Origin of the sequence: Paenibacillus sp. SSG-1, assembly GCF_002224835.1 — a bacterium.
Classification (GTDB): domain Bacteria; phylum Bacillota; class Bacilli; order Paenibacillales; family Paenibacillaceae; genus Paenibacillus_AQ; species Paenibacillus_AQ favisporus.
Genome location: NZ_MBRK01000001.1, coordinates 7,262,607 through 7,279,895, shown reverse-complemented (window position 1 = coordinate 7,279,895; position 17,289 = coordinate 7,262,607). Strand labels below are relative to the sequence as shown.

The window sequence follows — 17,289 nt, the reverse complement described above, 5'->3', positions numbered from 1 at the left end:
CTATAGATTTAGTAAGGATTATGTTGTCACTAACTTTACCGCGATTTGCACAACGCGTCTAATAGAGTTTTTCTATCCGATCATGTAATTCATTAATGGGACGGATGACTGCTTCAAATCCAGCAAAAATTCAAGGATATCCGTGTTCTCGCCGGTGAGCGAAATCAGGTTAGTCTGCAGGGAAACGCCTGCCGTTTCGGTGATGTCCACGGGAACGAGGCTGCCCATCTCCTCCTCCTGCCTTGTGCAGAGGCCGGGAAGAAAGCAGATGCCCGCCCGCTCCAGAACGAGCTTCTTCGCCGTCTCGGAGTTGTCGACCTGATAGACGATGTTCGGCGGCTGATCCAGGCTTTCGAACACCCGGTGAATCCGCAGCCAGTCCAGGGAACCGCACTCGAAAAACACCAGCGTTTCGTGACGGATTTCCCGGATCGACGCCCTGCCGGCCGAGGCGAGACGGTGATCGGGGTAGACATACAGGCGAATGGGGTCTTCGTAAAAAGGATAGGACTGGAATGCCGGATTCATCATTTTGCGAACGAAGGCCAGGTCGAGCTCCCCCGCAGACAGCTTGGCGGCCAGCTCGTCGGTCGGCGCCGTGGTCAGCTTGAATTTGATTTCGGGAAAACGACGGGTCAGTCCCATCAGCAGATGGGGCATCAAATAATTGGATACAGAGACGGTGCTGCCGATCCGCAGTTCGTTGGGCATGGCCCGTTTGGATTGGAGGTGATGCTTGCCCTTCTGGTAGGTCTGGAGAATTTGCTGGGCATAGGGGAGAAACTGCTTGCCTTTTTCCGTCAGATGGATCTGTTTGCCCAGACGGTCGAACAGTCGGCAGTCGAGCTCGCGTTCGAGCGATTGAATGCGCGCGGTGACTGTGGGCTGCGACAGGAACAGGACATCCGCCGCCTTGTTGAAGCTGCCGTAATGGTTGATGTACACAAAAGCCTCAATGTTTTCGATGTTCAAGGTAACACCCCCGAAGTTTTATCACTCACTATTCCAATGAATTTAGGTGGTTTTAAAGCTGAAAAAGGGTATAAATTATCCTTATCTTAGGCAGTTGGCAAATTATTGTCAATAAGTTTATTTTCGTAACAGGCTGTTCCTCCAGGTTGAAAAAAGGCCGAAATGACGCCCATTTTCGGGCACGAAGGGAAGTACTCGGGTCTGCTCTAGCGGCCATGGTGACGCCTGAAAGCTTATAGATTTTTTTAATATCCGAATTAATTATTTTATTTTCCGATGCGAATAGTAGGTATTACCTGCTATACTTAGCTCACACCAAATTACCTGAATCCCTTCCAAAAGGAGTGAAAGCGATGAATCCAGAAGAATTGATCCTCCGGGACGCCAAGGATTCCGAACGCGAATTGATTGCCGAAGTGATGCTGGAATCCTATCAGCAGTATGCCTTTGATATGCCCCAGGAACGGTGGGAGCAGTACCGGGACTCCATCCGGAATTCCGTGTATGGAAATGCCCCCTATGCCCGAATCGTTGCCGAAATCGACGGCCGGATCGTCGGAAGCGTCCAGATGTTCCTCTCCTCGGAAGCCGCTTACGGCAATCCGGAGATGGGGATTCACTCGCCGATCATCCGCCTCCTGGCCGTTCATCCTTCCGCGAGAGGACGCGGGGTGGCCACCGCGCTCATCCGGGAAGCGGCACGCCGTGCGCTGGAGCTTGGAGCCACGACGCTGAATCTCCACACTTCCGACATGATGGCCTCGGCCGTGAAGCTGTATGAGAAGCTCGGGTTCCAGCGGCATTACGAGACCGATACGACTAATGGAGAGACGCTGGTCAAAGGATACCGGATCGACGTTCCCGGTTCCCTGCTCCTTCAGAACGTGGTATAGCCCGCATCGCTTCCATACTTCCATAGAAAATACGAAAGGCGGTCCGGCTGAAGCCGGAACCGCCCTTGCTGCTGTATGCCACTTTTGTCCAACTGAATTTATGTCACAGATCCGTCCAATGCCTCGCGCACCAAAGCGAGCAGATTGGCCTTCTCGGCTTCGGGAATCCATTCTGTCAGCCGGGCCGCCGCTACCGGCAGCCGCCAGGCATCCACATCCGTTTGGCTGAGGCTCCCGCCTCCGAAGTACTGCCGGGTATACTCCTTCACGAGCTCCTCCCTCATCCGGGCAAACTTCTTCACAGCCTCATCCGGCGTGCCGTCGGGCATGGTGCCCATTTGGAGCAGCACCAAAGTTCGGGCGACGTCTCCGGCCGGATTGCCGCGCATGCCCGTCATCCAGTCAATGACCCATTCCTTCTCTCCGAGAATGATGTTGTCCGGATGAAAATCCCCATGACACAGCTTCGATCCTTCCGGAAGCTGCATCAGATAGTCAACAATCCGCTCCTTCTCCTCTTCCCCCAAGGAAGGCGCATGCTGAATACGGTTTTTCAGAACCGTCTTCTGCTCCGGCAGACCTTGAATGTCCCGGGCATGCAGCTCCAGATGAAGCCTGGCCATCCGGGCAGCTTCTTCGTGCAGAATGTCCGGATTAACGGAAATGGACTGGAGCATGGTGATGCCGGATGCCAGCTCGTAGACCACCCCGAAGCGGGAGCCGTGCTCCGCAAGCCGAACCGGCTGGGGTGTCGTCACTCCCGTGTTATACACCTTCAAACTGATTTGATATTCCTCTTCCGCCATGCCGCGCGGCATGCCTTCCCGGTACAGCTTCAGTACCTGGCCTGGCTGATAGGACAGAATCTCCGCCGTTCTGCCGGCAGCGACCACCGGACTTCCCCCCATATGTACACAGCTCCTCTCTGCCGCCCTGCTCCCTTTCCCAAAAACTGATGAACATGGGCCGCTTGCAGGTCCATTGTACCTTATCCCCTATAGAGATGGATACGGGGATTTTGCACTTCGCCGTATTCGTGCTCCCATCAGCAGCAGACGTAAGAAAAACGTCTATCGACGTACTTTCAAAGAAGACAGACCGCGTATAGAGGAAGTTTCTCTTGCGAGATCAGGAAGCAGAAGCTCCGAAACTTATACTTTCTGATCTTTTCAAAAAAGCCGCCAGGGCGGCAGTATACTCTCCGCAGCCCGAGCAGCTTGCTTATCTCCTTCATCCCGTGAGGATGAAGGAAATCAGGTCAGGTTTATCCTTCCTGTAGACGTTCCACATTCACCGTCTGGGTGTCGGTAGGCCGGGTGCCGACCTGAACCGTGGCCACCCCGTTGTCCACGTCCACCTTTTCGATCCATACCGGTACCCCTTCCAGGTTTACGGGAATGGTGTCCTTTGCCTGATAAATATCCAGCGCGCGCTGAGCATCCATGTTGGTTTCAGCCTCCTGTGTAATAGAATCATAAGCTATCATTGTGCGCAGAACCTAGCATTCTTCGCTAGAGGCCTGCCGCTCTTCTGCGTTTACTTTGAAAATTTTAATTGCTTGTACATTTCAGCATTCCCGGGCTATCAGCCTTCCTCGGGATCTCCCTCTTGCGCGGGACCGATCATGCCCGGCTCAACGACGATCGTGTCGGTCGTGCTCGCCCCGATGTAGCCGTTGTCTGCCGTAATGTTGCCGCCGCCTAGTCCCTCATTGACCATCCGGTCGATATCGAGCATATGGGTATCCAACGATATATCCTCATCCGGCGAGGTTACGTTATGCCAGTTGACGTTGTCCGCATCGATATAATCCGAAGATTCGATCGTATCTCTGGCCGCCTCGTAATTTTCGAGCGCTTCCAGCGTCAGCTCCTTGTCGTCGTCCGGGTCCTGTCTTCTGTCCTTCAACCTTGCTCCCTCCTCGCTGCAGCATGCATGTAGTCATGGGTTCAATATGCCCTGCAGGCGGCCAAACCATTCATTTTTTCCTGGGCCAAATCGGCGGCGGGCCTTATAGAAACGGGATATTTTCCCCATACTAGTAGGAAAAAAGCGTTAAAGGAGCGATAACTATGCATACCGTCTGGAAGGGAGCGATCAGCTTCGGCCTGGTCCACGTCCCGGTGAAAATGTTCTCCGCTACGGAGGACAAAGATATTTCCATGAGGTACGTCCATAAAGAGTGCGGCAGCCCCCTCTCCTACGTCCGCAAATGCCCGGTCTGTGACGAGGAAGTGGGCTGGGAAGAAATCGCAAAGGGCTATGAATACGAGAAAGGAAAGTTCGTTTTGTTTGAAAAAGAGGAGCTCGAGCAGATTACCGAGCAGGCCAACAAGGCGATTGCCATCCTCGACTTTGTCGATCTGTCCGAAATCGATCCGATCTACTTCCAGAAGACGTATTACCTCGCTCCGGATCAGGCCGGGGGCAACGCTTACCAGCTGCTGAAAGAGGCGATGCAGCAGAGCGGCAAGATCGGGATCGCCAAAATCTCCATCCGCTCCAAGAGCAGCCTCGCGGCGATCCGCGTGCTGGATGAGTGCCTTGCGATCGAAACGATGTTCTACCCGGACGAAATCCGCCCGGTCTCCCAAGTGCCGAACCTTCCGGAAAATATCCAGGTCAACGATAAGGAGCTTGGCATGGCGCAAATGCTGATTGAGCAGCTCTCCACGCCGTTTGAGCCGAAAAAATACGGGGACGACTACCGCGAACGCCTGCTCGATCTGATCGAGCACAAGGTGGCCGGCGAAGAGATCAAGATCGCTCCGGCGAAGCAGGAGACGAATGTCATCGACTTGATGGCCGCCCTGCAGGCCAGCATCGAAGCGGCCAAGCCGGTGGCGACCGACCCGGGTCCGGCCAAGAAGACCGCCAAGGGCAAAGCCAAAGCCAAGCCGGCGGAACCTGCCGCCGCTGCCGGCGAAGGGCCCAAGCCGAAACGCCGCAAGACGGCCAAGAAAAACGAAACCGTCTCGTAACGGTTAGATCGGAGGATCATCGATGCCGCTTACCCCGATCGTCCCTTTCGAACCCATCATGACAGACCTCCTCCCTTCCGGAGAGCAGTGGATCGCCCAGATCAAATGGGACGGTGTCCGGATGATCACCTATTACGACGGCGGGGAGGTCCAGCTTGTGAACCGCAAGGGGAACAACCGGACGCGTCAGTATCCAGAGCTGCTGGATATCGCTTCTTACTGCCGTGCCGATTCGGTCATTCTGGACGGCGAAATCATCGCGCTGGTAGACGGGGTGCCTTCCTTTCATCAGGTCATGAAACGGGACAGCCTCCGCGTAGAGCAGCAAATCAAAGCCCGCGTCCAGCAGGTTCCGATCGTCTATATGATCTTCGACATCCTGTATTATAACGGCGAATGGGTAACGGGACGGCCGCTGCGCGAGCGGCAGCAGCTCCTGACGGAAACTGTGATCCCCAGCGGGCACGTCCAGCTTGTGCCGAGCTATACGGACATCCCGCTGCTGCATGACGTGTCGGTCCAGCACCGGCTTGAAGGCATCGTTGTCAAAGACGTTAACAGCGTCTATGCCCTGGGCGGCAAGGACAAGCGGTGGCAGAAGCGGAAGAACATCCAGGACGTGAACGCTGTAGTCGGCGGGGTGACGTTCCGGGACGGCATCGTGAATGCGCTGCTGCTCGGCCTGTACGCCGAGGACGGGAGGCTGGTCTATATCGGCCATGCCGGAACGGGCAAGCTGAAGGTGGCCGACTGGCGCAGCATCACCGAGCGGGTCGCGGACATGGCGGTGAAGGACCGTCCCTTCGTCAACCAGCCGGAGCGGCACAAAGGGGCGGTATGGATCCGTCCCGAGTGGGTGGTCAAGGTGAATTTCCTGGAATGGACGCCCGGCGGCACCCTGCGCCAGCCCAGTATTCAGGCGTTTGTCGATGTTTCTCCCGCGGACTGCCGGTTGGATCCGTAGCTTCCAAAGGATCACGGCGAGGATCTATGGCCGTGACGTTCCATCATGCAGCTCAGAAATGGCATCCCGCCTAAAATGATTGGAGGTATCCGTATGCCGCGAACCGTGAAAGGCACGATTTCGATCGAGGGACAAGACATTCCCATTACCAATCCCGATAAGCCACTGTGGCCGGAAATGGGCATTACCAAGGCCATTTATTTGCAAAAGCTCGCGGCGCTCGCTCCTTATTTGCTGAAGTACTGCCGGAACCGGCTGCTCACGACGATCCGCTATCCGCATGGGGTGCCTGGCGAATTTTTTTATCAAAAAAATGCGCCGGAGCCGCTCCCTCCCTACGTCCAGACGGCCGAGAAAGACGGGATCAATTACATCCTGCTGAACGGCCTGCCCGAGCTGCTGTGGCTGGGCAACCTGGCCGCGCTGGAGTTTCACCCGTCCCTCCATTACGCAGGGAGCACGCTGCCCTGTGAATGGATGATTGACCTCGACCCGTCGCGGGAGGTCGAACCGCGGATCATGGAGGCCGCGTCCATCGTCGGCAAGGTGCTGCGCTCGCTCGGACTGCAGTCGGTGCCGAAGACGTCCGGGGCGACGGGTATTCAGATCATCGTGCCGATCAATGAAGGGATCACGTTCGACGAGCTGCGCACCGTGGGGCATTTCGTCGGCATGTTTGTGACGGAGAAGCACCCGGAACTGTTCACCCTGGAGCGGCTCAAGAAAAACCGCGGCGATAAAATCTACTTCGATTACCTCCAGCACTATCAAGGGAAAACACTCGCCGCTCCTTACACCCCCCGGGCACGTCCAGGCGCGACGGTGTCAACCCCGCTGCACTGGGAGGAAGTGGACAGCAACGTTGCCCCGACCGATTTTCACCTGCTTAACATCGAGGAGCGGCTTGCCCGCCACGGCGACCTGATCGCCGCGCTCGCCCCGCAGCCAATCGAGCAGGTGATCCGCCATTTAAGCGCAGCAAAGCCCGGAAGGTAACCTTCCGGGCTTTGAAGCATTTCACGGGTCAGTCCAGCTTCGCTGCCCCGCTAATGGATATCTTTTTTCTTGAAACGGCCGCCCTTAACGTCATGGATATTACCAACCGCAAGGAAGGCATCCGGATCCCAATCACCGACGATGGCCTTCAGCTTGGCCTCTTCCAGACGGGTGATGACCACGAAAATCACTTTCTTGCTGTCTCCGGAGTAGGCTCCTTCCCCTTCCAAATACGTGACGCCGCGTCCCAGGCGCTGGGTGAGGGCATCGCCGATGTCCTTGTATTTCTCACTGATGATCCATACCGATTTGGACTGGTCGATCCCTTCGTTGGTGATATCAATCACTTTAAAGGCGATAAAGTAGGCGATCAGCGAATACATCGCGTTATTCCAACCGAATACGAAGCCCGCGCTCGTCAGGATAAAGAAGTTGATGAACATGATGATCTCCCCGACAGAGAACGGTGTCTTTTTGTTGATGAGAATCGCGACGATTTCGCTGCCGTCCGTGGAACCCCCTGCCCGGATGACCAGGCCGACGCCCGCACCGAGAATCACGCCTCCGAAGATGGCTGCCAGCAGCGGATCGAACGTAATGGGTTTAACGGGTTCCAGCAGCGCGGTGCCAATCGACATCACCAGGACGGCTGCCAGTGTGGAGAAGGCAAACGTCTTGCCGATTTGCTTGTAACCCAGAAACAAGAAAGGAATATTGAGAACCGTAAGAAAAATGCCGAGCGGCAGATGAAAAAGGTGGGACAGCATAATGGAAATGCCGGTAATCCCGCCGTCAATGATGTTATTGTTTACGAGGAATACTTCCAGTGCAACAGAGACCAATCCGGCTCCGATCAGCATGACCAGGATGCGCATGAACACTCTGGCTTTCGAGGTCGGCGCCTTGAGCGGCTGCAAATCCTGCGGCAGGTTTGGCCTATCCGTGGATTGCGGGTTTGAAGGTACAGCCATCGAATCCCCCCGATTCTATAGATTGTTGTAGCATAAAGGGACATGAAACGCCCGGGTAGCATCGTGTACAGCCTAAGAAATCTGGACTTCCGTGATTATTCCCTTACTTTATTATATCATAGTTTTTAGCTGTATATTATCAGGATGGGAGTTTTTCTGTCATGAAATCCTTATTATTATTTATAGCGGCCGGGCTGGCCGAGATCGGCGGCGGTTACCTGGTATGGCTGTGGATCAAGGACGCGAAGCCCTGGTGGTTCGGCGCGGCGGGCAGCCTGCTCCTGATCCTGTACGGGATCATTCCCACCCTGCAGAATTATCCTTCCTTCGGCCGGGTTTATGCCGCATACGGGGGCATTTTTATCGTCCTTGCCCTGCTGTGGGGCTGGTGGATCGACAAAAACACGCCCGACGTCTACGACTGGATCGGAGCGGCTCTGTGCATGGCCGGCGTATCCGTCATTCTTTGGGCTCCACGGCACTAGGCTTGGCAGCAGCAGATTCCGGGCCACGCAGTCATAACAGCGGGGACAGCATCCGGCACAGCACTTCCGCCAGCTTATGCAGAAACGGCCGGGCCTGAAACTCCTCGGTTACGATTTGATGACTCTGGCTCATATCTTCCTTGAAATCTTTCACCAGCCGGTCGATCGAGGACTGCTCGAACAGCGCTGCCGTCAGCTCGAAATTGCAGAAAAAGCTCCTCATGTCCATATTAGCGGTACCTACCGAGGCCATCAGATCGTCGACGATCATGACCTTGGCATGAATAAAGCCTTTCTGATATTCATAGAACTTCACTCCGGCCAGCAGGAGGTCTTCAACATAAGAGAGCGAAGCCAGGTGCACCAGTCTGGAATCGGCTTTCAACGGAATGATGATCCGCACGTCCACTCCGCTGACCGCAGCGGTTTTGAGTCCTTCATAGATGCCCTGATCGGGAATAAAGTAGGGCGAGGTGATCCAAATCCTTTTTTTCGCGACCGTAATCGCGCCAAAGCACATCTCCTGGATGGCATTCCAATCCTGATCGGGTCCGCTGCTGACGATTTGAACCTGTTCATCGGCTTCGCATTGATGCTTGGGAAACAGCGCAGGGTCCGACAGCCGCTCGCCTGAAGCGAGCTTCCAGTCGCTCAAAAACACATTTTGCAAAAAATAAACGGCATCTCCCTCGATCTCCAGGTGCGTGTCGCGCCAATACCCCATTTTCTGATATTTCCCCAAATAGTCATCGCCGACATTCAGCCCGCCGACAAAGCCTTTGGTTCCATCGACGACAATAATTTTGCGGTGGTTGCGGTAGTTGATCCTGCGGTCGATCATGGCCAGAAGCGGCGGCAGGAAGAAGTGGAACTCCACGCCCGCTTCCTTCAGTTCCTGGATGAACCCGTGCCTGCGGCCAAGCCTGTAGCTTCCAAATCCGTCGCAGAGCAGCCTCACCTTGACCCCGGCTTTCGCCTTCCGGACCATGATGTCCTTGAACCGGTTCCCGATATCGTCGTCCCGGAAAATATAAAATTGAATATGTAAGTGATCTTCTGCTTTGTCCATGGCGGCGAGCATCGCGCCAAAGGTTTCCTCCCCGTCGGTCAGCACCCTGCTCTTGTTGCAGCCGGTAATCGGGCTCTCGGACAGATGGGACAGCAAATTAAACAAGCGCTCCTGATGCTGAAAATCCTTGCTGTGCATATCCCCGGCACGCTTTACCAAGGACGCCTGACTCCATATCAAGGGACGGATCTCTTGAAACAGGCGCGAACCCTGCGTACGGACCATCTTCCTCGCTTTATAGTCCTGGGCCACAAAATAATAGACCACAAAGCCGATCAACGGGCAGCAAAACAATATAAACAGCCAGGCGACCGTCTTGTAAGGATTGCGGAATTCCAGAAGCAGAATCGTTGCCGTTTGAAAAATAAAAACGAGTAGTGCGATAAGCAGCCACAGCATACGTCAGCCTCCTTGCGGGTCAAAAGCAATCTGTATGTTCAGGATTGACCACTTTCAACCTGCTTTATTCAGTATTTACCCGGATCGGCCTCATGCAGACGCAGCGGCGGCAAAGATCACATTTTTGACATGTTTTAAGAGATCAGAGAATACATAGAAGATAAGACAAGTACAATTAAGCCGAGGAAAGGAGCCGCCATGAAAAATGCCAAAGGCAATGGGCGGGTGACGCTCCTGGTCATGCGGGACGCCCAGCATTCCGTCAAACAGCTGCATCTCTCCAAGCCCTTGATGATGGCCGTCCCCGCCGTGGCCGTTCTGTCGCTGTCCGGACTCGTTCTTGCGCTGCAGGCCCACTCGTCCCAGGTGATCTCCCAGCTGGAGCAAAAGGTCACCGCCGAAAGCCTGAAGAACGTCCAGATGCAGCGGACGGTGAACAGCCGGGAGCAGTCCATCGAGCGCCTGCAGAACGAAATCGTCAACCTGTCGAGCCAAGCCAAAGATATGAAGCAGAGGATGGACCGCGTGGATGAACTGGAGAACCAGCTGCAGCAGTTCATTGACAAGCACGGGACCACCAGTATGGCCGAGCCTGCTTCCGGGGCCAAAGCGTCTTCCCTGTCCTGGGATGCCTCGCAGCATGTCGGTGGCGAATATATCGCTGTGCATGAGAACGATATGCTGGACCTGGCCCAGGAGACGAAAGATGACTTTCAGGAGATGCAGACACTGCTGCGGTCCATGGAGAACCAAATCCCTTCGACCTTGAAAAAAGCCGAGGAAACGCAGGATCGGATCTCCGGGCAGCCCGACCTGTGGCCGACCGAGTCCCGGGTGACGACCTCAAGCTTCGGCTACCGGACGGACCCTTTTACCGGAAGAGCGTCCTTCCATGCGGGGATCGATATTGCCGGGGATAACGGAAGCCCCGTATATGCGGCGGGAGCGGGTACGATCGTGACGGCTGAGAACAGCGGCGGTGCGCGGGGACGGTATATCGTCATTGAGCATCCGAACGGCCTGCAAACCTGGTATATGCACCTCAGCAAAATCCAGGCCCATGTCGGCCAAACCGTCGACAAAGGCGAACAGATCGCCGAGCTCGGCTCGACCGGGCGAAGCACTGGCCCCCATCTTCATTTTCAGGTCGTGAAGAAGGATAAGCCTGTTAACCCGCTGCCTTATATTCAGTAGTAGGGTTTGATCGTAAGAAAAACGTCTATCGACGTACCTTCAAAGAAGACAGACCGCGTTTAGCTGAAGTTTTTCTTGCGATTATAGAATGGTTCAGCTTCGCTGAATTTTATAAATTCTATAATCTTAAAAAGGAGGGATTTCAAACATGAGCAGATCCAAAGCGAGCCGGCACCAGAGCGCAACGGACACTTTGATCGGCAAAGGGACAGAAATCGAAGGGACGCTGGCCTGTGAGGCCAACCTGCGCATCGAAGGCAAATTTAACGGTGTTATTGAGAGCAAAGGCAGCGTCATTGTCGGGGAGCATGCGGTGGCCAGATCACACATTCATGCCAAAGAGGTCATCATTGCCGGAAAAGTGTACGGCGATGTGACAACGCTCGGCCGGCTGACCATCACGGCGACCGGGCAGATGTTCGGGGACGTGCTGGGGGCAACGTCGCTGGTCATTACCGAGGGCGGCATCCTCCACGGATCCAGCAAAATGGAGCTGAAGGACGCCCCGGAGGAAATGGCGCAGGAGACCGCCTCCACCCCGCGGTATTTGGAATCGGAAGCCGGCTGATGCGGCCCGAAGCTTCTGCTTTCTTATCTTTGCAAAAAACGCAGTCGCAAGTGAACGGATCACGTCCACATGCACTGCGTTTTTTGGCTTTTAAAATCGTGACAGGTCAGGCCGCGACGTCCCGTTTGCCGAACACGGTCCAGGCGATGACCAGAAACAAGACGTAGTAGATGGCCAGAATCAGAATCGAGAACCCAAGCGTCACACCCCCAGGTCCCACCGAAGAGGCCAGATACTGCGACAGATCCATGTGCATAAACGGCAAAAACTTCGCCCAGCTGTAGCGCTCAGGATTGAACAGCATATTAAAGATGCCCTTCGCGAACATGATGAACAGGGACAGCCCGATGGCGAGCCCGCTTGCCCGGAACACGGCCGAGAGCATGAAGGCCAGCGCCACGGTCATGAATAGGTCTACATAATCGCAAAGCATAATCAGAAAGTAATGACGCGGCCCGATGCGCTCGCCCATAAGGGACCCGCCCGCTCCTCCCGAGAAGAAGATCGCGGAGACTCCGTATGACACGGCCATCAGCAGAACCGTGCACAGCAGGCTGAACAACACAACGGCAATATATTTGGAGAGCAGAATCTTCGATCGGCTCCATGGGCGGATCAGCAGCAGCTTGATGGTCCCCCAGGAGAATTCACCTGCAACGGAGTCCGACGCGACCACAACCGAAAATATGGTGCACAGAAAAAACGTAAACGCCCCGGTCTGAAGCACGCTTTCCCATAAGCTGATATTGCCCCCGCCATCCGCCAAATGAAACAGGAGCGGCATCAGAATGTTGACGATGGCCAGGATCGACAGCATGATCCACGTCCGGGCTCTCCGGTATATCTTCATATTCTCGTTCTGCACGAGATGGATAAAGCTACCCAATCTGATCACTTCCCGTCATTTCCAAGAATTGGTCCTCCAGCGACCGGGTTACCTTCTGAATCCCGTACACCTTGAATCCGCTCTGGACGAGCCGGGCATTCGTGTCGGCAATGCCATTTCGGTCGAGCCGGACGATCAGCAGTCCATCGCGTACCGTACCTCCCCCAAGCAGCTCCTGCGCCTGCTCCGGACGGTCCAGCGCAAATGCCGTTTCCACGGTCGTCTCCTGCGCTCCCTCAACACCGGCCAGTGTGCGTACATCAATCAACCGTCCGTTCTGGATGATCGCCACGGCGTCGCACATCAGCTCCATCTCGGACAGCAGATGGCTGGAGACGAATACCGTCGTCCCCTCTTCCCTGCACAGCCGGCGCAGGTAGTCCCTCAGTTCGCGGATTCCCTGCGGGTCCAGCCCGTTGGTGGGCTCGTCCAGGATCAGCAGCTTCGGACGGTGCAAAATCGCCTGAGCTACGCCCAGGCGCTGCCGCATGCCCAGTGAATACGTCCGCACCGGATCCTGAATCCGGTTGCTCAGCCCTACGAGCTGAACCACTTCCCGAATGCGCTCCTCGGTAATCCCTGACATCATCCGGGCAAAGTGCCGGAGGTTTTCATACCCCGTCAAAAACTTATACATTTCCGGGTTTTCCACGATCGCCCCCACGTGGACGATGGCCTGCTCAAAATGATCCTTGATGCTGTAACCGCAAATTTTAATATCTCCCTTGGTGATCTTGGTCAGCCCGACCATCATGCGGATAGTCGTCGTTTTTCCGGCCCCGTTCGGACCGAGAAAACCAAAGACCTGCCCGGGAGGGATGTCCAGCGTAACATCCTCAACCAATGTTTTGGATGAGACTTTCTTCGTGACACCTTCCAGCCGAACCACCGGTTCCTGCTGCATTTCTATCACCCCTTCTGCCCAAGTCTGGCCCCATTGTAGCATATTCGCCTTGCAGATGCCCATCATATGGGAAATCTGCCTCTGATTGTGTCTGCGAATAACATAGGGTACAGCAGCCCAGGGGAATCACTGTGCGGTAAAATCCCGTCCGGAACACAAGTGCCGTGTCCGACATAGGGATGACCTGCTCACATCGCAAGCAGAATACGGATAGCTGACTGTTCAAGAGAATCGACTTCCCTTCCATGAAGTGTGTCTTTGCGCTTAAAATTATGACCAACGACTTATTATAGATACATTCTGTAACATGCACACCAAGAAATCTACATGAATCTGCATCCTTTGTCAAGGAAACTGACGGTTTTCGTCGAAAAATAACCCCACAACGTGGGGCTTATGAATCAATCCGGGTTCAGAGATGCTGCAAAAGACGCCGGAAATGAAAAAGCAAGCGTGACATCAAGCCACGCCTGCCTCTTATTGTAAATGCTCTTTAATGACATTATGGATGCGCTGCCGCTCCTCATCGCTGACCATGTAATACCAAATTCCGTTGATCTTCTTGCCCTGGCCCTTGATCTCTACCTGCTCGATGGTCTTCAGGTCGGACCGGTAATCGGTCACGAAGGTCTTCATATTGTCGAAAGTGATGTCCGTCCTGACACTGTCGCCTACCTGGTTCAGTAGGGATTCGATTTTTACGACATTCGATATTTTGAGCGCATTATTGATCACCTGCTCCAAAATTTCCCGCTGCCGTGCATTACGCCCCAAATCTCCACGCGGATCGTCATACCGCATCCGAGAGAAGGCCAGCGCCTCAGAGCCGTCCAGCTTCAAGTCGCCCTGTTTGAAATCGTATCCTTCATATTGAAAGGCAAACGGATTATTCACTTCCACCCCGCCGAGCAAATCAATGATTTTGGCGAAGCCCTCCATATTGACCTTGATGTAATAGTTGACCGGATAACCGAGGAAGTGCTCTACCGTCGCGACCGACATGTTTACGCCGCCAAAGGCGTAAGCATGGTTGATCTTGTCCGTCGTCCCGTGGCCGACGATTTCGGTTCTCGTGTCACGCGGGATGTTGAACATCAGGATACTCTGCTTGGCCGGATTTACCGTCAGCAGGATCATCGAGTCGGAGCGGCCCGGGTCGTCCTCGCGCTGATCCACACCCATGACCAGAACGGTAAACGGCTCCCTTTCATTCAGATGAACCGCCGGCGGGTTTTCGGCACTCTTGGACGTATCCGCCTGGCCGCCTGTCTTGCCATCCGAGCTGACGGTTACCGGTACAACCGACGGTTCCCGCTTTTCATATATTTCGTTAGCCGTCGCTTTGACCGAATTGTAAATATACAATCCGTATCCCGCGACACCGACCACCAGCACCGATACGACGGCGATGGTCGAAACGACCCATTTTTTCATGATGCCTCTGCCACCTTCCTAATGGACACAGCTGCGTCCTGCGCACTTGGACACGCAGCGATTAGTACGCATTATCCGCGCCGAACAGCACTTTGACCGTTTTACAAATGATGATCATATCCATCCATATCGACTGTTCGTTTATGTATTTGAGGTCCAGCTCGACCATTTCCTGAAATCCCACATGGTTCCTTCCGCTGACCTGCCACAAACCTGTGCACCCCGGGACAACGAGCAGCCTCTGCATATCGTAAGAAGTATAGTCGCTTACCTCCCGCGGCAAAGGCGGTCTTGGCCCGACCAGGCTCATATTCCCTTTCAGCACATTCATAAGCTGGGGCAGCTCATCAATGCTCGTTTTGCGGATGAACCGGCCGACCCGGGTGACCCGCGGATCGTTTTTCATTTTGAACATCGCGCCGGTCACATCGCTTTGCTGGATCAAATTGCCGAGCATCAGCTCGGCTCCGCTGACCATCGACCGGAATTTGTACATCTTAAATGGTGCCCCTCCACGTCCGACGCGGACCTGGGAGAAAAACACCGAGCCTTTTGGATCCTCCAGCTTGATAAGCAAGGCAACAGCTAGGAATACCGGACATAAAAAAATCAGCCCTATCAGCGATAAGCTAATATCCAGGGTTCGCTTGGCCCAAAGGTACAACATCCTGTCTTTCCGGGGAGTGATCGGAAGGGGCTTGCCGACGTCCACCGTTTTGTTCAGCGGATTCATGCTGCTCATAATTGAACATCCTCGTCCCTTTGAAGCATCTGCATCAGGAAATCCAAGGTCAACGTACGTCCCATGACTGATCCATCCCCCGCTCTCAATATAAGTCCAACCGGACGATCATATGACAGGCTTATACTTCAGCCTTTTTAAAGCAAAGCACTATGCAGCCCTTTGATAAATAGTGTAAAATGTCTGTATCCCATTACGAAAAAACGTAAGATTTTTATGCTTTGATATCAAAATGGTGTCCTGGGCCGGGGAAAGAATCGTGGTCACAGGGACTTTCATACGGTGTGGAGGCCGCTCGGCCGCCTCGTTGCGGGCGGTTGTGGTGTTTTGTCATGCGCTCCGGCTCCTGCTGCGGGGATTCAATACGAATGCCGTATTGGTGGGCCTTAAAGGAGATGCTGCTTTCTTTCCAAGCCACGGTGCCGTACACCTGACGGGCAGGGGCATTTGGAACGTGGATTATGAACCCCAGCCTGAGCTCGGGCACAACGGGGAGATCCAAGTCGCTGATGATTACCATTCGGCTTGGCTCGTATTCCCATAAGATGACAGGACGGGTCCGATGCAGAAAAACCGTCTGGTTCCCGACCTGATGGATATACATATACGTTTGAAGATGTATGCCATGTGCTGTTAACATATTCATCGGATTATTCCTGCCTCATGGTATGAAAATCGGGATAACGCCTTATACTGGCTAAAGGATACGATTCGTCTCAACAATTGATACAAATGGTATCATTTCCAATTTTCACTTTACGATACATTTTGTAACTAGTCAATACTTATTTCCTATATGAATCTATTTTTGCGACAATTTGTTTCTAATTTTATGTATTTTTTCAGGTATTCGGAGGAGGTTAATTCATGAATCATGGTAATCGCATCGCAGAATTGCGGGACCAACGCGGCTGGACCCAGGAGGAATTGGCCCAATCCATAGGCATTACGCGAGCCGCACTATCCCACTATGAAAAGAACCGCCGTAAACCTGATTTTGAGATTCTGACCAAACTGGCTGACAAATTTGACGTTTCCATCGATTATCTGATCGGCCGTACGAACCAGCCGAAGATTGTCATGGATCCGGAGGTCCGGGATTTTGTCGATCAACTGGAGCTTTCGGACGAGGACTTGCTGGAAAAGTTCAATTTGACGATTGACGGCCGCCGCTTGTCTGAGGAAGAAGCCAAACGTTTTATCGCTTTTGTACGGATGGAACGGTCCATGAAATAATGAAAAACCTCAGCTTTCCTTGAACTTAGGAGGGCTGAGGTTTTTATAGGTTCGGTTACCGTAATTCGACGGGGTCCCCTTTTGGAGTATATGGAAGACAACTGCTGCAGGGTGTCCTCCCTGTCTAAAATCGGAATGATAAAACGTTTTCTGTCCCTCCTTGTCGTTTTATGTGAACCCCCCGGACACGATCTGCGAAATTTCCGCTAATCCGTCCCCTTCTCCATCTTTTGAACAAAGCGCTTCCAGTTATCAGGATGAATCCCGCATTGCTCCAACACTTTCATGATGTCTAATTGGGTTTGCTCCGGAAGTTCTTGGTTGGACCGGGCCTCGGCACCGAACTTTCTCTCATCTCTCATCGAAGATACCCTCGCTCCACTCAACATATTATCCAAAATGATTTCCACGGCTACTCTTTTGTTGACAAATACAACGTCTGTTCCAAGTATGAATGTCAAGAATCAGCCAAGTGACTAGGTCTTTTTTATTATATCCCAAGCCTCTTCTGGATGTTGTCGTCTAATGGGACAATTGCTTTTTGAAGCAGGTTCTATTTTTGTCGAAAAAAATGGGCATACGATTTATGTCTCCA

General features: G+C 53.8%; 20 protein-coding genes. 8 read left to right on the top strand and 12 right to left on the bottom strand.

Annotated features, from left to right (window positions below):
- Window positions 1-72: 72 nt before the first annotated feature.
- A complete protein-coding gene (locus BCV73_RS33320) occupies window positions 73-972 on the bottom strand; it encodes a LysR family transcriptional regulator (protein WP_089549929.1) in 900 nt (299 codons plus the stop codon).
- Window positions 973-1,325: 353 nt separating this feature from the next.
- On the opposite strand from BCV73_RS33320, the gene BCV73_RS33315 reads away from it, so the two are divergent.
- Entirely contained in the window at window positions 1,326-1,865 is a 540-nt protein-coding gene (locus BCV73_RS33315; protein WP_076175000.1) for a GNAT family N-acetyltransferase, read from the top strand.
- Between the two features lie 98 nt (window positions 1,866-1,963).
- Here the strand turns inward: BCV73_RS33315 and BCV73_RS33310 are convergent, their stop codons facing one another.
- The 3 genes from BCV73_RS33310 to BCV73_RS33300 all read right to left on the bottom strand — a co-directional run bounded on the left by BCV73_RS33310 (window position 1,964) and on the right by BCV73_RS33300 (window position 3,773).
- Window positions 1,964-2,773, bottom strand: coding sequence for a phosphotransferase family protein (locus BCV73_RS33310; protein WP_089549928.1), 810 nt, complete (start codon window positions 2,771-2,773; stop codon window positions 1,964-1,966).
- A 356-nt stretch (window positions 2,774-3,129) separates the two neighbouring features.
- The gene (locus tag BCV73_RS33305; protein ID WP_076175007.1) at window positions 3,130-3,309 is read right to left on the bottom strand and encodes an H-type small acid-soluble spore protein; all 180 of its coding nucleotides are present in this window, start codon (window positions 3,307-3,309) and stop codon (window positions 3,130-3,132) included.
- Between the two features lie 140 nt (window positions 3,310-3,449).
- Complete coding sequence (locus tag BCV73_RS33300; RefSeq protein ID WP_076175009.1) at window positions 3,450-3,773, bottom strand: hypothetical protein; 324 nt, start codon at window positions 3,771-3,773, stop codon at window positions 3,450-3,452.
- 164 nt (window positions 3,774-3,937) lie between these two features.
- Between BCV73_RS33300 and ku the strand changes: the two genes are divergently transcribed.
- The 3 genes from ku (at window position 3,938) to ligD (ending at window position 6,806) form a co-directional block, all read left to right on the top strand.
- Window positions 3,938-4,846: a non-homologous end joining protein Ku gene (ku, locus tag BCV73_RS33295; protein ID WP_076175011.1), complete on the top strand. Its 909-nt coding sequence runs from the start codon at window positions 3,938-3,940 to the stop codon at window positions 4,844-4,846.
- A 22-nt stretch (window positions 4,847-4,868) separates the two neighbouring features.
- Window positions 4,869-5,810 carry an ATP-dependent DNA ligase gene (locus tag BCV73_RS33290; protein ID WP_089549927.1) on the top strand — a complete coding sequence of 314 codons (942 nt, stop codon included), beginning with the start codon at window positions 4,869-4,871 and terminating at the stop codon, window positions 5,808-5,810.
- Between the two features lie 93 nt (window positions 5,811-5,903).
- The gene (ligD, locus tag BCV73_RS33285) at window positions 5,904-6,806 is read left to right on the top strand and encodes a non-homologous end-joining DNA ligase (protein ID WP_089549926.1); all 903 of its coding nucleotides are present in this window, start codon (window positions 5,904-5,906) and stop codon (window positions 6,804-6,806) included.
- Between the two features lie 50 nt (window positions 6,807-6,856).
- Here ligD and BCV73_RS33280 read toward each other — a convergent pair whose 3' ends face one another.
- Window positions 6,857-7,681, bottom strand: a complete 825-nt coding sequence (locus BCV73_RS33280; RefSeq protein ID WP_240913448.1) for a YitT family protein — start codon at window positions 7,679-7,681, stop codon at window positions 6,857-6,859.
- A gap of 257 nt (window positions 7,682-7,938) precedes the next feature.
- Here BCV73_RS33280 and BCV73_RS33275 point away from each other — a divergent pair, with 257 nt between their 5' ends.
- Window positions 7,939-8,262 carry a YnfA family protein gene (locus BCV73_RS33275; RefSeq protein WP_076175017.1) on the top strand — a complete coding sequence of 108 codons (324 nt, stop codon included), beginning with the start codon at window positions 7,939-7,941 and terminating at the stop codon, window positions 8,260-8,262.
- Between the two features lie 31 nt (window positions 8,263-8,293).
- On the opposite strand, the gene cls is transcribed toward BCV73_RS33275, so the two are convergent.
- Window positions 8,294-9,730 carry a cardiolipin synthase gene (gene cls, locus BCV73_RS33270; RefSeq protein WP_089549925.1) on the bottom strand — a complete coding sequence of 479 codons (1,437 nt, stop codon included), beginning with the start codon at window positions 9,728-9,730 and terminating at the stop codon, window positions 8,294-8,296.
- Between the two features lie 198 nt (window positions 9,731-9,928).
- Between cls and BCV73_RS33265 the strand changes: the two genes are divergently transcribed.
- Window positions 9,929-10,924, top strand: a complete 996-nt coding sequence (locus BCV73_RS33265) for a M23 family metallopeptidase (protein WP_076175021.1) — start codon at window positions 9,929-9,931, stop codon at window positions 10,922-10,924.
- 148 nt (window positions 10,925-11,072) lie between these two features.
- Window positions 11,073-11,492 carry a bactofilin family protein gene (locus BCV73_RS33260; RefSeq protein WP_089549924.1) on the top strand — a complete coding sequence of 140 codons (420 nt, stop codon included), beginning with the start codon at window positions 11,073-11,075 and terminating at the stop codon, window positions 11,490-11,492.
- Between the two features lie 106 nt (window positions 11,493-11,598).
- Here BCV73_RS33260 and BCV73_RS33255 read toward each other — a convergent pair whose 3' ends face one another.
- From BCV73_RS33255 to BCV73_RS33235, 5 genes are all read right to left on the bottom strand, one after another.
- Window positions 11,599-12,378 (bottom strand): ABC transporter permease, encoded by a 780-nt coding sequence (locus BCV73_RS33255; RefSeq protein WP_076175025.1) that lies wholly within the window; start codon window positions 12,376-12,378, stop codon window positions 11,599-11,601.
- Window positions 12,371-13,282 carry an ABC transporter ATP-binding protein gene (locus tag BCV73_RS33250; protein WP_076175027.1) on the bottom strand — a complete coding sequence of 304 codons (912 nt, stop codon included), beginning with the start codon at window positions 13,280-13,282 and terminating at the stop codon, window positions 12,371-12,373. The genes BCV73_RS33255 and BCV73_RS33250 overlap by 8 nt, the downstream gene beginning before the upstream one ends.
- A 477-nt stretch (window positions 13,283-13,759) precedes the next feature.
- Window positions 13,760-14,716: an LCP family glycopolymer transferase gene (locus tag BCV73_RS33245; RefSeq protein WP_076175029.1), complete on the bottom strand. Its 957-nt coding sequence runs from the start codon at window positions 14,714-14,716 to the stop codon at window positions 13,760-13,762.
- Window positions 14,717-14,777: 61 nt separating this feature from the next.
- The gene (locus tag BCV73_RS33240; protein WP_076175222.1) at window positions 14,778-15,449 is read right to left on the bottom strand and encodes a sugar transferase; all 672 of its coding nucleotides are present in this window, start codon (window positions 15,447-15,449) and stop codon (window positions 14,778-14,780) included.
- A 223-nt stretch (window positions 15,450-15,672) separates the two neighbouring features.
- Window positions 15,673-16,104: a hypothetical protein gene (locus BCV73_RS33235; protein ID WP_076175032.1), complete on the bottom strand. Its 432-nt coding sequence runs from the start codon at window positions 16,102-16,104 to the stop codon at window positions 15,673-15,675.
- 221 nt (window positions 16,105-16,325) lie between these two features.
- Between BCV73_RS33235 and BCV73_RS33230 the strand changes: the two genes are divergently transcribed.
- The gene (locus BCV73_RS33230) at window positions 16,326-16,694 is read left to right on the top strand and encodes a helix-turn-helix domain-containing protein (RefSeq protein ID WP_076175034.1); all 369 of its coding nucleotides are present in this window, start codon (window positions 16,326-16,328) and stop codon (window positions 16,692-16,694) included.
- Between the two features lie 206 nt (window positions 16,695-16,900).
- Here the strand turns inward: BCV73_RS33230 and BCV73_RS35290 are convergent, their stop codons facing one another.
- Window positions 16,901-17,104: a hypothetical protein gene (locus tag BCV73_RS35290; protein ID WP_218828215.1), complete on the bottom strand. Its 204-nt coding sequence runs from the start codon at window positions 17,102-17,104 to the stop codon at window positions 16,901-16,903.
- Window positions 17,105-17,289: the final 185 nt, after the last annotated feature.

What these genes read in the sequence shown, in the direction of transcription:
- BCV73_RS33280 (WP_240913448.1), bottom strand. Translation starts at nt 7,681, where the DNA reads ATGCGCATCCTGGTCATGCTGATCGGAGCCGGATTGGTCTCTGTTGCA.
- BCV73_RS33250 (WP_076175027.1), bottom strand. Translation starts at nt 13,282, where the DNA reads ATGCAGCAGGAACCGGTGGTTCGGCTGGAAGGTGTCACGAAGAAAGTC.
- BCV73_RS33275 (WP_076175017.1), top strand. Translation starts at nt 7,939, where the DNA reads ATGAAATCCTTATTATTATTTATAGCGGCCGGGCTGGCCGAGATCGGC.
- cls (WP_089549925.1), bottom strand. Translation starts at nt 9,730, where the DNA reads ATGCTGTGGCTGCTTATCGCACTACTCGTTTTTATTTTTCAAACGGCA.
- BCV73_RS33265 (WP_076175021.1), top strand. Translation starts at nt 9,929, where the DNA reads ATGAAAAATGCCAAAGGCAATGGGCGGGTGACGCTCCTGGTCATGCGG.
- BCV73_RS33305 (WP_076175007.1), bottom strand. Translation starts at nt 3,309, where the DNA reads ATGGATGCTCAGCGCGCGCTGGATATTTATCAGGCAAAGGACACCATT.
- ligD (WP_089549926.1), top strand. Translation starts at nt 5,904, where the DNA reads ATGCCGCGAACCGTGAAAGGCACGATTTCGATCGAGGGACAAGACATT.
- BCV73_RS33310 (WP_089549928.1), bottom strand. Translation starts at nt 2,773, where the DNA reads ATGGGGGGAAGTCCGGTGGTCGCTGCCGGCAGAACGGCGGAGATTCTG.
- BCV73_RS33235 (WP_076175032.1), bottom strand. Translation starts at nt 16,104, where the DNA reads ATGAATATGTTAACAGCACATGGCATACATCTTCAAACGTATATGTAT.
- BCV73_RS33245 (WP_076175029.1), bottom strand. Translation starts at nt 14,716, where the DNA reads ATGAAAAAATGGGTCGTTTCGACCATCGCCGTCGTATCGGTGCTGGTG.
- BCV73_RS33290 (WP_089549927.1), top strand. Translation starts at nt 4,869, where the DNA reads ATGCCGCTTACCCCGATCGTCCCTTTCGAACCCATCATGACAGACCTC.
- ku (WP_076175011.1), top strand. Translation starts at nt 3,938, where the DNA reads ATGCATACCGTCTGGAAGGGAGCGATCAGCTTCGGCCTGGTCCACGTC.
- BCV73_RS33315 (WP_076175000.1), top strand. Translation starts at nt 1,326, where the DNA reads ATGAATCCAGAAGAATTGATCCTCCGGGACGCCAAGGATTCCGAACGC.
- BCV73_RS33260 (WP_089549924.1), top strand. Translation starts at nt 11,073, where the DNA reads ATGAGCAGATCCAAAGCGAGCCGGCACCAGAGCGCAACGGACACTTTG.
- BCV73_RS33230 (WP_076175034.1), top strand. Translation starts at nt 16,326, where the DNA reads ATGAATCATGGTAATCGCATCGCAGAATTGCGGGACCAACGCGGCTGG.
- BCV73_RS33240 (WP_076175222.1), bottom strand. Translation starts at nt 15,449, where the DNA reads ATGAATCCGCTGAACAAAACGGTGGACGTCGGCAAGCCCCTTCCGATC.